At 56.9% G+C, this 15836-nt stretch carries 14 protein-coding genes and 1 riboswitch; of the genes, 5 read left to right on the top strand and 9 right to left on the bottom strand.

Features of this window, described 5'->3' with window-relative positions:
* Positions 1 to 17: 17 nt before the first annotated feature.
* From I9187_RS05930 to metZ, 5 genes are all read right to left on the bottom strand, one after another.
* Positions 18 to 1592: a 5-guanidino-2-oxopentanoate decarboxylase gene (locus tag I9187_RS05930; RefSeq protein ID WP_171174727.1), complete on the bottom strand. Its 1575-nt coding sequence runs from the start codon at positions 1590 to 1592 to the stop codon at positions 18 to 20.
* Complete coding sequence (locus I9187_RS05925; protein WP_171234033.1) at positions 1592 to 3040, bottom strand: TrkH family potassium uptake protein; 1449 nt, start codon at positions 3038 to 3040, stop codon at positions 1592 to 1594. Before I9187_RS05925 ends, I9187_RS05930 begins: the two co-directional genes overlap by 1 nt.
* A 51-nt stretch (positions 3041 to 3091) precedes the next feature.
* Positions 3092 to 3868: a hypothetical protein gene (locus I9187_RS05920; protein ID WP_171174732.1), complete on the bottom strand. Its 777-nt coding sequence runs from the start codon at positions 3866 to 3868 to the stop codon at positions 3092 to 3094.
* A 285-nt stretch (positions 3869 to 4153) separates the two neighbouring features.
* Complete coding sequence (gene folE2, locus I9187_RS05915; RefSeq protein ID WP_171174734.1) at positions 4154 to 5257, bottom strand: GTP cyclohydrolase FolE2; 1104 nt, start codon at positions 5255 to 5257, stop codon at positions 4154 to 4156.
* Between the two features lie 240 nt (positions 5258 to 5497).
* Positions 5498 to 6688, bottom strand: coding sequence for an O-succinylhomoserine sulfhydrylase (gene metZ, locus I9187_RS05910; RefSeq protein WP_171174736.1), 1191 nt, complete (start codon positions 6686 to 6688; stop codon positions 5498 to 5500).
* Between the two features lie 61 nt (positions 6689 to 6749).
* Positions 6750 to 6827: riboswitch (SAM riboswitch) on the bottom strand.
* A gap of 195 nt (positions 6828 to 7022) precedes the next feature.
* On the opposite strand from metZ, the gene I9187_RS05905 reads away from it, so the two are divergent.
* A complete protein-coding gene (locus I9187_RS05905) occupies positions 7023 to 7712 on the top strand; it encodes a glutathione S-transferase N-terminal domain-containing protein (protein WP_171174738.1) in 690 nt (229 codons plus the stop codon).
* Between the two features lie 223 nt (positions 7713 to 7935).
* Positions 7936 to 9393: a pyridoxal-dependent decarboxylase gene (locus I9187_RS05900; RefSeq protein ID WP_171174740.1), complete on the top strand. Its 1458-nt coding sequence runs from the start codon at positions 7936 to 7938 to the stop codon at positions 9391 to 9393.
* 99 nt (positions 9394 to 9492) lie between these two features.
* Here I9187_RS05900 and I9187_RS05895 read toward each other — a convergent pair whose 3' ends face one another.
* The 3 genes from I9187_RS05895 to I9187_RS05885 form a co-directional block, all read right to left on the bottom strand.
* On the bottom strand, positions 9493 to 9846 hold the full coding sequence (locus tag I9187_RS05895; RefSeq protein ID WP_171174742.1) for a hypothetical protein: 354 nt from the start codon (positions 9844 to 9846) through the stop codon (positions 9493 to 9495).
* A 388-nt stretch (positions 9847 to 10234) separates the two neighbouring features.
* Positions 10235 to 11263, bottom strand: coding sequence for a VOC family protein (locus I9187_RS05890; RefSeq protein WP_171174744.1), 1029 nt, complete (start codon positions 11261 to 11263; stop codon positions 10235 to 10237).
* Positions 11264 to 11347: 84 nt separating this feature from the next.
* Entirely contained in the window at positions 11348 to 11722 is a 375-nt protein-coding gene (locus I9187_RS05885; RefSeq protein ID WP_171174746.1) for an OB-fold nucleic acid binding domain-containing protein, read from the bottom strand.
* Between the two features lie 127 nt (positions 11723 to 11849).
* On the opposite strand from I9187_RS05885, the gene I9187_RS05880 reads away from it, so the two are divergent.
* Positions 11850 to 12173 carry a 2Fe-2S iron-sulfur cluster-binding protein gene (locus I9187_RS05880; RefSeq protein ID WP_171174748.1) on the top strand — a complete coding sequence of 108 codons (324 nt, stop codon included), beginning with the start codon at positions 11850 to 11852 and terminating at the stop codon, positions 12171 to 12173.
* Positions 12173 to 12934 (top strand): VCBS repeat-containing protein, encoded by a 762-nt coding sequence (locus I9187_RS05875; protein WP_245223144.1) that lies wholly within the window; start codon positions 12173 to 12175, stop codon positions 12932 to 12934. Before I9187_RS05880 ends, I9187_RS05875 begins: the two co-directional genes overlap by 1 nt.
* A 73-nt stretch (positions 12935 to 13007) precedes the next feature.
* Here the strand turns inward: I9187_RS05875 and purD are convergent, their stop codons facing one another.
* Entirely contained in the window at positions 13008 to 14276 is a 1269-nt protein-coding gene (purD, locus tag I9187_RS05870) for a phosphoribosylamine--glycine ligase (protein WP_171174750.1), read from the bottom strand.
* A gap of 75 nt (positions 14277 to 14351) precedes the next feature.
* On the opposite strand from purD, the gene xseA reads away from it, so the two are divergent.
* Positions 14352 to 15836, top strand: coding sequence for an exodeoxyribonuclease VII large subunit (xseA, locus tag I9187_RS05865; RefSeq protein ID WP_171174752.1), 1485 nt, complete (start codon positions 14352 to 14354; stop codon positions 15834 to 15836).

Here is a 15836-nt window from a genome sequence, read left to right as displayed (position 1 = left end):
ACCCGCGCGGCGCTTTTTCACAGAATGTCTGGCGTCACATGGATAAGCGTCGGGACCGGTGCGTCGAAGGCGGCGCGGGTGGCGCTCTGCATTTCTGCCAATGTCGACGGTGCCGCCGACAAGGCTCCGAAAGCCTCAGCCAATTTGCAGAAATCCGGGTTTCGGGCCACGACTGCATTGGGTGCGATCTGACTGCCCACCATGCTGTCTTCAATCTCTTTCAGCTTGCCATTGTCCCACAAGATGATCGGAAGAGATAAACCCAGCTCAACCGCAACGCCCAGTTCCTGCATCGTGTAATGGAAACCATAGTCCCCCGCGATAACTGCCGTTGGCTTTCCGCGTCTGGCCACGGCCCCACCGATCCCGGCAGGCAACCCATAACCAAGGGTGCCAAACCCCGTTGGATGATGCCAATGATGAGGATAAGCCATATCCCAGACTTCTTTCGCGACATAGGCGAACTGGGTCATATCTGAATAGATCATCGAGTCGGCTGGCATAGCTTCGCGCAAAGCATCCGCGATCGGCACGATTCCGGACCGTTCTGCGTCCACCTCGGCGCGCCAGCTTGCACGGGCATCGGCTACTTCCTCGGCCGACCAGCCGCGCGCAGGCTTCTTGTCCTCGGTGGCCTGCCACAACGCACGGGCAAAACTCTGGCTGTCTGCTTGAAGCTTGATGGCGGCGCGGTGGTGATCAGACAAAACCTCCGGATCCAGATCCACACGGATCAGCGGTGCTTTATGCCCCAACTCATGCCGCCATAAATCGACTTCTCCAAGCTCCGCCCCAACGACAATTACCAGATCAGCCGAGGCAATGACCTCGGCGCTTCCGGGACGTGGCAGCATGGATCCGAAGTCCAACGGATAGTTCGCCCCGACCAACCCGCGCCCAGCATAGGTGGTAAAGCACGCAGCCCCCAGCTGCGTCAAAATCTGCCGCCAATCGTTGGACTTGCAGCCTCCACCCAAGATGAACAAGGGCCTGCGCGACTGATTCAGCATCGAGACAACGGACGAAACGTCTGGCGGCAAAGCCTTGGTGCGCAACGCAGGCTGGTTGGGGAACGGTGCAGGTTCGGCATCCGCCTCCAACTGCGCGATTGGCACCTGAATATGTTTGGGACGCGGCCGTGACAGCTCGAATTCCTCAAAAGCGCGTTCCACCAACCCATATGCAGCGGTCGCGGAGTCGGCCTGTACTGACCAATCAGCAACCGTTCCAGCTGCTGCGCGTTGATCTTTCATTTGATGCAACTGACCCCGCGCTGCCTGCGTTTCATCAAGGCACGATGACAGCACCAGCATCGGAACGGAATCGCTGTAGGCCTGACCGATTGGTGTCATGATGTTGCACAGCCCAGGCCCGGTGATGACATAGGCGACACCCGGCTTACCGGTTGCTCGCGCGTAGCCATCAGCCATGAACCCGGCGCCTTGCTCGTGCCGGGCCAGAACATGAATGATACCAGCTTCTTCGATGCCGCGATACATTTCCTGATTGTGGACGCCAGGAATACCGAAAATCACGTCCACGCCACGATCCTTGAGCATATGCGAGATTTGCGCGCCAAGGGGTCTTTGCATCAGTTTCTCCAGAATTGAACGGTGAAGATCGCGTAAACGGCCAAGAGTTCGAGACGCCCGACCAACATTCCGATTGTCAGCAGCCATTTGGCCGTATCGTTGAGGCCCCCGAAATTGCCTGACGGTCCGATCTGACTGCCCAGACCGGGGCCGACATTGGCCAAAGCGGTTGCTGCTCCGGATACTGAAGTGATGAAATCAAGCCCGGTCAGGGCCAAGGCCCAGGACAACACTCCCATCGACAGAACGAAAAACATGAAAAAACTCATCACCGAGGTCAAGACATCGCGCCCCACGGGCCGTCCGTCATAAAGCGGTACAAACACCCCGTGCGGGGACCTGATCCTTTTGATCTGAGTTTTGATTGATGCAATTAGCAGTTGGTAACGGAAGATCTTGATTGAACATGCCGTGGAGCCGGCGCAGCCCCCGATGAGCCCAATCAAGAAAAATAACATGACGGGAAAACTGCCCCACCCCATGTAATCGACGCTGGCATATCCGGTGCCCGAGATGATCGAGGTGATGTTGAACAGAGATTCGCGAAACGCCTGTTCCCAATGATGCGGAAAGACCGATGTCAGAAAGACGGTCATGATAATGACTAGCACCAGAACAGTCGCCAAGAAGGCGCGGATCTGGCTGTCTTCCCACAAGGAAGAGGTGTGACCATTGGCAAGCTGTACATACCGTACGAAGGGCAGCGCTGCCAAAATCATGAACACCGCTGCCGCATATTCCACCGGACCCGCAAATGTCGCGAATGAGGCGTCATAGTTAGCAAACCCACCCGTCGCAATCGTTGTCATCGAGTGGACCGTGGCGTCGAAAAAACTCATCCCAAGCGCGGCATAAACCAACCCACACACCACGGTCAGAAACACATAGATCAGGGAAATCTGGCCAGCGATCTCTTGCGCACGTGGAAGGATTTTTCCCATGGTTTCAAACCCTTCCGAACGGAAGATTTGCATACCACCAACCCGCAATTCCGGCAGGAACACCATCGCAACCACGATGATGCCGATGCCGCCTAGCCATTGCAGAATACCACGCCACAGCAAAAGCCCCTGCGGCAGCGAATCAAGCCCGCTTATGACCGTTGAGCCTGTTGTCGTAAGCCCCGACATGGCCTCAAAATAGGCATCGACAAAGCGCAGCTCGGTTTCACCAAAAAGGAACGGGATCGCACCAAATACCGGCAGCGCAACCCAGACGCCGGTCGTCAGCAAAAAAGTCTGCCGGATGGTCAGCCCCTCGCCCACGCCGTTGGAACAGCTCATCGCCAGAACTGATCCGGTCAGCGTCGTGATGATCGCGCTTTCCAAGAACACATGCCATTCGCCACGCCCTTCGATCATGTCGGCAAGCATAGGAAACAGCATGGTCGCCCCAAGAATGGCGACCAGCAAGCCAATCACATATCCGACCGGGCGAAGATCCATCATGACGCGCAGCGTTGGCGCGCCAACCCGACGGTGTCAAGCAGATGATCCGAGTTAAGTGTCGGATTTCGTCTCTGTCCCAGGCATCGCCGGAGGTTTGGACGGAGCCCGAGTTCTGCGCGTCTGCGGTTTAGGTTGCTCAGCCGCCGGTGCCGGTTTCGTTTGAGCCGCAGAAGGCGCGGGTTTCGGCGCGGCGGCTTTGCGCGTACGCGATGCAGGTTTCGCCTGTGTCGAAACGGCTTTTTCAAGCGGGGTCGTCTTTTTGGGCTCAACTGCAGGTGTCTTGCTCGCAGGTGCTGCAGATTGGACTGAGGTTTCTTTTGCCGGAGCGGTTTTGGCGACAGAAGACGTTGCAGGTGCCGCCTTTTGGGCAGCGGGTTTAACGGGCTTTGTGGCGGCGGCAACCGGCTTTGCTGCTGCTTTCGGCTGAGGTGCCGGTTTTGGCGCAGGTGCAGGCTTGGCTTTGGCGGCAGGTTCAACCTTAATTGTGGCAGCAGCACGTGGTTTCGCGGAAAACTCAACCGTTTTGGGCTTAGGTGCCACCACAACACTCTTCTTCACAGGTTTTTTTGCGCCCGTCGTCTTCTTGGACGCTGCTTTGAGCGCACGTGCTCCGGCTGGTTTTGCTTTGACCGCCGCCTTTTTGGCTGGTTTCTCAGTGACCGGTGCCGGGGCAGATGCAGCCGCGTGTATGGTTTGCACGGGTGCCATTGGCAACTCGAACGCAGACCGAGCCATGATCTGCATGATCTTCATCTGGTTGGCCATTGCATAGCCTGCCACTCGCAATGCCGCAGCCTGAAGCTCCAGTGAATGGGTAATCGGATTCATTACATGTTTCTCCTGTAAAACCGATGCAGCCCGAGTTTTTGGTGTAAGGCACCCTGCCTACGCAGACACGCCGCGCGGCGGTTGGGGTCTTGCAGTCCAAGGCGTGTCACGTCTCGGTGTCCTTTCGGGGACGCACACCTTCCCGAAGGCAGGCATGCGTCTGCTGCATTCCCTTCGAACATACAGGCAAAAAATGCGCATTTGCAGCATTTTTGCTGCATTGCGGCGAAAGAACGCTGATCGACGTAATCCCTGATTAAATTCTAACCGCTTACAGCGGGGAATTCACCCAACATGAAACAGGGTTGTGAACAATCTCGGGTCCAGACTGGGCGCCTCAAAGGTTTGGCCTTCGGTCAGAATCGACACAGCGTCATGGCTGTGCAGGCTCTCTTGGTGGCTAGCCACGATACGGAAATCGCCCACGTGGTGATCAGCTAACAATTCGGCGCAGAACAGGCGCGCAGCATCTTCGACAAAGATCGGGTTGGCGGCGTTCAGCTCGGCAAACGCCTGCTCGTCTTCGCGTTTGACCATGACCTGTGTCTCGGTAGGAACCGCTCTGCGGCACAGCGCGATGAGGTCTTCGAACCACAAACAATCCGCGTCGCAATCCACAACCACTGAAATTCGCGCGACAGAGCGCTGAGAATGCGGGGTTGCAAGCTGTCCGCGCATCGACCGCGCATGTTCGCTCAGTTCCAGAGAGCACGGACAAGTTGAGGAATAGACATAGTCCAGATGCATGATCTTTTGACGCACGCCGTTCTGTTCGACCAGTTCCAAGGCTATGTCGTAATACTGATAGCCTTCCAAACCCGAGCGCAGGCTCTTTACTTTATCCGGGTAAGAAAACCGCATCTGAATGCGGGCATCAAAGCTGTCCAGATCGGTCATGTAGTCGTCGAGCGCCGCTTCCATCACCTCGAAGCTGAACGTACGTTCTGCATGTTTGTAAAACGACCGCATGATCCGGGACATGTTGATGCCCTTTTTCTCGGCCTCCAGACTGACAGTACCTGTGATCGACGTCTCAAGCGTCAGGTCATCGCCCTGTTTCCGGTGAAACCGGATCGGAAGGCGGAAATTCGAGATGCCCACATGCTGGATTTGCTGTTTCGCCCCACGGATCAGGCTAGACGGGCCATTCTGCAAGTCCGGCAATGACGACCTGTAAGCTGCATCTACTGCAAAATCCTCTGGGTACTCGCGTGAGAGCGAAGGATAATTTACAGCGGCCACCCCCGGCACCAGACGCGCGATGGCCGGGTCCAACTGACTGATTTCAGACACAGACGCCATTTTCGCCCACTGCCGCAGCACACTCAGGGCTTCGGCGGCTTTTTCACGGTCTGGTGTTTCATCAATGTCGCGCGGGTGAACGTTCATCGGCTGCAGTTCCTCGAGTGATCGTCGGACTATATACGACTGAGGTTCGTTTTCCAGTCTATCCCGATACGTTGCCATTAGCAGTCCGGATCGAAAAAAGTGGCGCGAAACCGTCAATTTGCAACGGTTTGCGCCCTTTATTGGTTCTATCGGCAGGACAGCACCCCGTCCGAAAAGGTTTTCAAGCGGCACTCGGACGTCAGGTAATGCCCCGACGATAAAGGTGCGCGCTGGAACTGGTTATTTCTGCGAGACTTCCAAAGCCTGCTGAATATCAGCCAGCAGGTCATCTGCGTCTTCCAAACCAACGGAAAAACGAATGAGTCCTGACGAAATGCCCAACTCAACTTTCTGCGCGCCGCTCAGGCGTTGGTGTGTCGTCGTCGCCGGGTGCGTTGCGATGGATTTGGCGTCGCCCAGATTGTTGGAAATCACCGGGATCGTCATCGCATTCAGAAACGCAAAGGCAGCGTCTTTGCCGCCTTTGATGTCCAGCGACAGAACTGTGCCGCCCTTGCCGCCAAGCTGCGATTGCACCAGCGCGTTCTGCGCATGAGTTTTCAGACCGGGATAGAGGGTACGCTCCAGCGCCGGGTGCCCTTCAAGCGCTTCAGCAATCTTTTGCGCGCTGTCGGCCTGTGCATTTACGCGCAGCGCCATGGTTTCCAGGCCCTTAAGCATAACCCAAGCATTAAACGGGCTCAGCGCACCGCCGGTATGCTTCAGGTATGGCTCGACCGTGCCGCGGATGAAATCCCGTGTACTGATGATCACACCGCCCAGCGCGCGGCCCTGACCGTCAATGTGCTTGGTTGCTGAATAAACGACGACATCGGCACCCTGTTCGATCGCACGCGAAAAGACCGGTGTCGAAAAAACGTTATCCACCACGACAAGGGCGCCAACGGCATGAGCCAGTTCCGCAACCGACGCGATGTCGATCACTTCCAGCGTCGGGTTCGACATGGATTCAAAAAAGACAGCCTTGGTGTCCGGGCGGATCGCCGCTTTCCACTGCTCCAGGTCAGTACCGTCAACAAAAGTCACGTCGACGCCAAAGCGGGTCAGGATGTTTTCGACGATATACAGACAGGATCCAAACAGCGCCTTGGCGGACACGATATGGTCACCAGCCTTCAGCATCGAGGTCAACGCACCGTTGACAGCCGCCATGCCCGACGCCGTCGCAAAGGCGTCCTCGGCCCCTTCCAGCGCCGCGATGCGTTGTTCGAACATCGACACGGTTGGGTTGCCATAGCGCGCATAGATGAACTCGTCGGGGCCACATTCCAGAAAACGGGCCTCGGCCTGTTCTGCGTTTTCGTAAACGAAGCCCTGCGTCAGGAAAATCGCCTCGCTCACCTCGTTGTACTGACTACGACGGATGCCGCCATGGACGGCTTGGGTGCGTTTGTTCCAGTTCTCGCTCATCTCATTCCTTTCAGCCTCTGGCAGAGGCAAACAAAAAACCCCAGACGCGGCCAAGCGAAAGGGGTCTTTCATCCTGACCTTTTAGCGGTGTTGTTTAGCGTGGCCCGCAATCCGGTAACAAATCGCCACGTGGTCTGTGATGTTGGCCTTACGCCGCACATGCAGAGTCGTCAACCCCGACAAGCCCGTCGTCACAGATCTGTAATCAAAGGTCCGACGGGCCTTCCCTGCGATGGTATCGCCCGAAGTCACAGCTTTTTGCGCTTCGCCTGCCGCAAGCCCACTTGCCGATTGCGCAGAAACCCTCATGATCTTTTCAACCTGAGGAGAGACCATGATCGATCTGTATTTCTGGCCCACGCCAAACGGCTGGAAAGTGTCCATCGCCCTGGAAGAGATGGAGCTGCCCTACAAGACTCACCTGATCAATATCGGCAAAGGCGATCAGTTCGACCCGGAGTTTCTGAAAATCGCCCCCAACAACCGGATGCCTGCTGTCGTCGATCCCGATGGCCCTGACGGTGCGCCCGTTTCCGTGTTCGAAAGCGGTGCGATCCTGATGTACCTGGCCCGCAAGACCAAGCGCTTCTATGGCAAGACCGAGCGGGACCAGATCGCGGTCGAAGAATGGCTCATGTGGCAGATGGGCGGCGTCGGACCAATGGCCGGTCAGGCGCATCACTTTCTAAAATACGCCCCTCAACTGGACCCACCACAGGACCTGCCCTATGCAAAGGACCGTTATCGCGCCGAGGTCGCCAGGCTGTACGGTGTGCTGGATCGTCGGCTGGCGGACAATGAATATGTTGCAGGCGATTTCTATTCCATCGCGGATATGTCGATCTGGGGTTGGGCCAGTCTGTGGGAAGGGCAACAGCACAAGATCGACGACACACCCCATTTCGCCCGCTGGCTTGAAACCGTAGGTGCCCGTCCCGGCGTTCAGGCCGGTCGCGCGTTGTATGCAGACCTGCGCGGCGATCACAGGGACAAGCAATCGCAAGGTGTTCTGTTCAAGCGGTGAAAAGGATCTATGGCGAGTGTTGAGCCCTTACGAGGCCTACACCGAGATTTGAGGATTTGCCACTTCTGCAAATCACGCTCTGCACCAAGCACATATTCCTAATCAAGCACCAAGCGGCGGGCGAGCGGACGCAAACCGTTTTTGCTGAATGCCAAGACCACGGAGTTGTTGCCCTGAAAGTGGTTCTAACGCACTCTTCCTCGGACGAGGGAGGTGGCGGCAAATGCGAAACATCAAAGAAGAAACACTTGATCCAGATGACTGGAACGCCGCACGGGCCCTAGCGCACGTCATAATAGATGAAGCAATTGACCACCTAGAGCAGGTGCGAGAACGCCCGGTTTGGCAACCTATGCCCGATGATGTCCGCGCGCATCTGAAACAGGCTTTGCCGGAAGACCCATGCACATTGGAACAGGTCTATGGCGACTATAGGGAATTCGTACGTGCTTATCCGATGGGTAATATTCACCCCCGCTTTTGGGGGTGGTACATGGGAGCAAGCAACTTCACCGGGGCATTGGGTGATTTCCTTGCCGCCGTAGAAGGAAGCAACCTAGGGGGCGGGAACACAGGCGCGGCACAGGTAGAACAGCAGGTTGTCGATTGGTTAAAGGAAATCGCTGGCTTTCCTGAAAGCGCCAGTGGAACCCTGACCAGCGGCGGGTCAATGGCAAACCTGATCGCGCACACGGTCATCCGTAACCTGGCCGCCGGTTTTGATGTGCGCGAAGAAGGTGTTTCTGCTTTGGAAAAGCCGCTGCGGTTTTACGCATCCGATCAGGTCCATAGCTGCCACCAAAAGGCGTTGGAAACCCTCGGCCTTGGCTCAAAAGCGCTGGTCGAGATACAAAGCGACGACCGCCAGAGGATTCAACTCGACGCGCTCGAGGCCGCAATCTCTGAAGACCGTGCGAAGGGGTTGCAGCCAGCTTGCGTGATCGGGACGGCGGGCACCACGAACACCGGAGCCATAGATGACCTGACCGCACTTGCGGATCTTTGTGATCGAGAGCGGCTTTGGTTTCACGTGGATGGATGCATCGGCGGCGTATTACGTCTTGCACCCGACCACGCGCATCTTGTGAAAGGGATGGAGCGGGCCGGCTCGGTTGCAATCGACCCTCACAAATGGCTGCACGCACCTTTCGAGGCTGGAGCCGTTTTGATCAAAGATGCCGAGGCTCATTTCGCGACCTTCGAAATGCATGGTGCCTATCTTCAATTGCAGGAACGCGGGATGATCGCAGGAAAATTCCTTGCCGATTACGGGCTAGAGCTTAGCCGTGGTTTCCGAGCTCTAAAGATTTGGATGGCGCTGCGGGAACATGGTACCGCAAAGTTTGGCCGCCTCATTTCACAAGACATCGCCCATGCACGCTATATGGCACACCAGATAGAAGCTCATCCAACGCTGGAACTTGTTGCTCCGGTAGACCTCAACATCGTGTGCTTCAGATATGTGGCGGCGGATGAGAGTGCAGCGAAGGCTCTCAACACAGAGATTATGCTCCGGCTTCAGGAACGCGGCCTTGCCGTGGCGTCTGACACAACTGTCCAAGGCAGGCACGGGCTTCGCTGTGCCTTCAACAACCATCGAACGAGACGCGACGATATTGATGGCTTTTTGCTTGACGTAGTTCGAGTTGGTGAGGAGGTTCTGTGCGAAAACAACCCCTAAGGTCACTGCGTGCCTTGGGGCGACCCTAGGGCATATTTGTGCCTCTTGGGTTCAGAGCGCGATCACCTGCCGTGATAGCTTTGCCCGCACTACGGTCAGTCAGCGAAACTTGAACTCAGGTTCTACAAGGAATCCCAATGGTTTGCTGCCACGATTCCCACTGCGCAGCGCTGTGACATTTCTTCCGTCCACGCGCATCCGGGATGTCAGGACCAGGGCTGGCCGCCCTACTGCTTTTTCCTGGACCTGGTCGACGGGTCGTTTTGCAAAATCGGACAAGAAATCGTTCGGTACTCCAGAACGCCTTGATCGAAAATTCGGAATCTTGTGCTGCTGTTTTTCCGGTTCTTCCAACGACAGCGATTGCAGGTCCCTAAATTTTGATCGGTATGCCTCAGCGGCTTCAAGGTGCTTTTTCTCGAACGCATAGACGTTCTGAGCTTCTTCGATCATTCTGGCGGCGTGAATGCACCCCTTGGACCGCACAAGCTCTGAGAGTTCGGCAATACGGTCAGAAATCAGGTTGTCATTCAGAACGACGGCTTTTTCGAACGATCCATGTTGTTTTACGTTGGGCATCTCGAGTGGCTCAGACAAGACGTTGAGTGGTGCACGATCAAACCTGATCTCGGACACAGGCTGAGGCGTAACAACACACGCAATTACCTGCCCTGTGACACAGAGTCGACCAACACGCACCAGATTGGCGGAAAGACGCCTCTTATGCGCTTTGGAATTAGACACCACGTTTGGGCAAACCCAAGCGCAGTTTTGTGCTTAGGTGCCAACCTGCTGAAACCAGATCAAATTTACCTTTAGCGTACACGCCGCGTGAACATGATCATCCGCCGCCGAAAACCGAGGCGAGTATCACCCAGGTACTCAGAAACATCCATGTTCCCGTGATCAGCCAAAACATAAACGGTCGATTCGAACGGTCAATTGGCTCGACAAAATCAGCACGCCCTGATTTCAGCGCCAGCCAAGTCCAGATCAGAAACAGCACGCCCCAAAACACCTGCAAATCCATAATCACAGCAAGCCAGACACAAACCAACGCAAGCAGGGACTTCCAAGCCAAACCATCAGTTGTGCTTCGGGCCGCCGCACGTGGGCTTTCACTGACCGCAACAGTATCCTGACCTACATTCTGGATCATGAAATGAGCCCCTTGCCGATCTGAAACCAATGCACGACCTTCTGGCAAGTCATTATGGTGACGCCCATCCCGGACTTTGATCTGCCGAATGGAATCGTCCTCCGACTTGACGCCAAAACAGGGCATCCAATAGCGAAATTTTCCGCGGATGGCCTCGGGCACCTCTTCGGCCTCAGCAACCACGCTTCCGTCAGGATGACGTATATCATAGCGCGGCCATGGGCTTGCCGAGCTCTTCTCAAAGCGCCACCCAAACAGGTCCGCATAAAACGGCGCGATCAGTTTGATATCAGGAACGTGGTGAAAACGGCTTATGACCTTACCAGCACCCGGTGCTCCGGCCTGTATGTCTGGACCCTCATACATCGTGAACCCGGCACCGGATGGATCCCGAACCAGCGCGATACGCGCCGCGTCGCCAAAGGTTTGAGGCTCCACTTCGATGATGGCGCCCTGATGTGTCCGGGCTTGTTCGACCTTTGCGTCCAGATCATCGACGTGCACATACGACATCCAAAAAGACGGCATGTTCATTTTCGCCAAACGATCCGGCATCGGGAAAACGGCCGCCACCTCCTGCCCGCCGATAGTGGCAAAGTCATAAGTGTCTTCTTCACCAAATGCCCAATTGAATATTCCGGCATAGTCCACTCTGGCAGCGCGCATGTCGTAGGTGGACAGGTCCGTCCACAGAAAATGTCCGTTTGCCATCGCGCCCTCTTTCCTGCTTCGATCCTATCCGAGCTATGACCGGCAAAGCGCCCTGTCCAGAGGCCGTACTATACACAGATTGCTTTAATGCCCTTCCCCCTGCACCAGCATATCCAACATGCCCGAGATATCTTCGATCTCTTCCGCGATTACATGAGTCACCGAATGCGCCCGCTGCATCCGGCCCGTCACCTTAAGCAAGCGACCTGAAATCACCGCGCGGCGAAATTGTTCGTAGATTTTGCGCCACACCACCACATTCACGATCCCGGTCTCATCCTCAAGCGTCAGAAAGATCACCCCCTTGGCCGTCCCCGGCCTCTGCCGCAGGATCACCAGCCCGGCCACGGCCACGCGCGCGCCCTCGGGCGGTGCTGTCAACTGATTTGACGGCAAACAAGATGGCGGGCGTGGCCAGTTCCGACTGGAAACCACAGAATGAACAGGGGCAACAAGCATGAGAACAAAAATAGAACAAACGCCAAGAAAGTCCAGACACGGCCTCAGGAGTCGCAAATGAGGCTGGAAAGACCTAAATGCCTTGACTAAGGAAGAATTCGAACATCGCAAAAGGAAGACGCACGCAATGGCAAAGATCACCTATGTCGAGCACGGCGGTACCGAACACACTGTCGAGGTCGCCAACGGACTGACCGTCATGGAAGGGGCCCGTGACAACAACATTCCCGGCATCGAGGCCGATTGCGGCGGCGCCTGCGCCTGCTCGACCTGCCACGTCTATGTCCACCCCGACTGGGTCGAAAAAATACCGGGCAAAGATGACATGGAAGAAGACATGCTGGACTTTGCCTACGAGCCCGACCCGGCCCGCTCGCGCCTGACCTGCCAGATCAAGGTCACCGACGCGCTGGACGGTCTGATCGTGCAAATGCCGGAAAAACAGATCTGATGCATTCCAAAGCGCCGCGTCCCTCCCGTCGCCTTTGGTGGCGTCGGACACGCGGCGCACTGACATCTCTGTGCCTTTGGGGATCGACCTTAGGCACCGCGACAGCTGCCGATCAAATCAAAGCGGCCAAATTCACAGAACCGACCACACGCTACGCGCACGGGGTCTTGGGCGACACTGTTGAATATGGTGCATTGGAACTTCGTGTTCAAAACACCGGCTCAAACCCAAAAACCGTAATCGTTCGCCTGCCGCAAGATCGCGTCTTCGAAGATCTCACACCACGACTTATCGATATTGATGCAGACGGAACTTTCGAAGCGATTGTCGTTGAATCTCAGGATCAACAAGGCGCGCAGCTGGCCATTTACAACGCAAGCGGCGCAAAAATCGCCTCCACACCTCATATCGGCACCCGCTTCCGCTGGCTCGCCCCAATCGGAGCAGCCGATTTGGACGGAGACGGCAATATCGAAATCGCCTATATCGACCGTCCGCACCTTGCCAAAACACTGCGCATCTGGCGCTACAAAGACAACGCCCTGACCCAGATCGCTTCGATACCCGGTCTGACCAACCACAAGATCGGTGAGGATTTCATCTCGGGCGGCCTGCGCACCTGCGGCGAACGCCCAGAACTGATCGTGGCCAGCGCCGACTGGTCACGGATCATGAGCGTTTCCTATGACAATGACTGGACCAAAATCGATCTCGGCCCTTTCAAAGGCCCCAACAGCCTCGCACAGGCCTTGAACTGCTGATCCGCCTCTTCATCTGGCTAAAAATACCTTGGGGGTGAGGCCGCAGGCCGAGGGGGCAAAGCCCCCTGCCCGATCACTTATCCAATGCACGCCACCCTATATCGCGTCGGTAAAACCCTTCGGGCCAATTCACACCATCAACCATCTTGTACGCCCGTTCCCGCGCCTCTTGCAGCGTGTCACCGCGCGCAGTCACGTTCAACACTCGCCCACCGGCGGCCTGCACCTGACCCTCAACAGCCTTGGTACCGGCATGGAACACCATGTTGCTGCTGTCTTCGGGCAAAGCATCCAGCCCCATGATGACCGAACCCTTTTCATAAGACCCCGGATAGCCTTTGGCCGCCATCACAACCGTCATCGCGTGATCATCGGCCCAGTTCACCCGCATATCGCCCAGCCGCCCTTCGGCTGCGGCATGCATCAAATCCATCGCTTGCGCACCAAGGCGCATCATCAGCACCTGACACTCGGGATCGCCAAAACGCACATTGTATTCCACCAGGCGTGGTTGTCCGTCCTTGATCATCAACCCAGCGTAAAGGACTCCCTGAAACGGCGTGCCGCGACGCTTCATTTCTGCCATGGTCGGGCGCACAATCTCTTCCATTGCGCGCGCTTCGACCTCAGCACTCAGCACCGGTGCCGGAGAATACGCGCCCATGCCACCCGTGTTCAGCCCGGTATCGCCTTCGCCAACACGCTTGTGGTCCTGAGCCGTCCCGACAGAGAGAATGTTCTCGCCATCGCAAAGAACAAAAAGCGAGGCTTCTTCGCCTTCCATGAACTCTTCGATGACAACTTCCGCACCAGCACCGCCAAAAGCGCCGCCGAACATGTCGTCAATAGCGTCCAGTGCGGTTTGTTCATCCATCGCAACAATCACGCCCTTGCCTGCGGCCAGACCGTCAGCCTTCACCACAATCGGCGCGCCTTGTTCGCGGATATAGGCCTTGGCAGGTTCGGCTTCGGTGAACCGGGCATAAGCTGCGGTGGGCGCGTTGGCCGCGTCGCAGATTTCCTTCGTAAAGCTTTTCGACGCTTCCAGCTTCGCCGCCTCGGCGGAGGGACCAAAAACCAGAACTCCGGCCTCGCGCAAGCGATCAGCCACCCCGGCAGCCAAAGGTGCCTCGGGTCCGACAATCACAAAGTCAATCGCGTTTTCTTCGGCGAAGCTGACAACAGCCCCGCCATTTTCAGTATCCAGCGCTGCACAGTCCGCGATCTGAGCGATTCCGGCATTGCCGGGAGCAACGATCAGACGGTCGCATTTTGGGTTTTGCAACACCGCCCAGGCGAGACTGTGTTCGCGCCCGCCGCTGCCGAGAATGAGGATGTTCATGAATGCTCTCCGATCTGCTTGGCCTTGCCTGCGCGGCGTTCTAAGCTGGCCCGGCATTTGAAACAAGGCGCTGAAATGTCCGATCTGCTTGATGACCCGATTCCGGGCCAAAATACCCCCGAATACACCGTTTCCGAGATCTCGGGAGAGGTGAAACGGACGCTCGAAGGCTCTTTCGGGCGAATCCGAGTGCGGGGTGAGGTCGGGCGCGTATTCAAAGCGCGTTCCGGGCATTTGTACTATGACATCAAAGATGACCGGAACGTTCTGGCCTGTACAACTTGGAAAGGGCAGATTTCCGGCCTGTCTGTTGTGCCGGAAGAAGGGTTGGAGGTTGTCGTCACCGGGCGCCTGACCGCATTTGGCGCGCAATCGAAATACAATCTGAATGTCGATGAGGTATCCGTCGCCGGACAAGGCGCATTGATGGCCTTGCTGGAGAAACGCAAGAAACAGCTTGAAGCCGAGGGTTTGTTTGCGCCCGAGCGAAAGAAGCCGTTGCCCTATCTGCCGAATATCATCGGTGTGGTGACATCGCCTTCGGGTGCTGTGATCCGTGACATTCTTCATCGCCTCAGGGACCGGTTCCCGCGTAAGGTGCTAATCTGGCCCGTGGCCGTCCAAGGGGCGAATTGCGCACCAGAAGTCGCCCGAGCTATTGAAGGGTTCAACCAATTGACGCCTGGCGGAGCTTTGCCCCGGCCCGACCTGATCATCGTCGCCCGCGGCGGCGGGTCTATCGAGGACCTCTGGGGCTTTAACGAAGAGGTCGTCGCCCGCGCCGCAGCTGCCTCGGACATTCCGCTGATCTCAGCCGTCGGGCACGAAACCGATACAACGCTGATCGACTTTGTCTCGGATCGTCGCGCGCCCACGCCCACTGCCGCAGCAGAGCTTGCCGTGCCCGTCCGCATGGAGTTGCTTGCATGGACCGGAGAGCAAGGTGCGCGGTTGTCCCGTGCGGCAACGAATGCAGTTCAACGCCGAACGCAAAGGCTGCACGATCTGTCCCGCGCCTTGCCGCGTCCGGAAACCCTGTTGAACACCCCACGCCAACGCCTTGATTTGATTGCAGATCGCCTGACACCCGCCTTGACCCGTGGCGTTCAAAACCGCCGTCTGCAAGTCGTCGAACTGTCGGCCCACCTACGCCCCTCGACCCTACGCGGTTTGGTAACAACGCGTCAGGAGTCACTGCGCAACCTGTCGTCACGCCTGTCTCTGCGCCCGATTCAGCGCGAGATCGACCAGCAGCGGCAGAGCCTTGCCCGGCTTAACGATCGAATGAACACCGCTCAGACCACGCGGCTGGAACGCCTTCAGCAACGACTTGAGGCCACCGACCGCCTGCGCGAAACGCTCAGTTACAAAGCCACTTTGGAACGGGGATATGCGGTCGTCCGTGCGGACGGCGACGTGATTACCACCAAAGCCCAGGCGGCCAAACATGCGGCGCTTGAGATCGAGTTCGCAGATGGCATTCTCAGCACCGGCGCCACGGCAAAACCGACGCCCAAGAAACCCAAACCGGACGCCCCGGATCAGGGATCACTGTTCTAA

Source organism: Ruegeria sp. HKCCE4148 (assembly GCF_017872495.1).
Taxonomy (GTDB): domain Bacteria; phylum Pseudomonadota; class Alphaproteobacteria; order Rhodobacterales; family Rhodobacteraceae; genus Ruegeria.
Note: the sequence above shows the minus strand (reverse complement) of the source record. Positions and strands in the feature narration are given on the sequence as shown.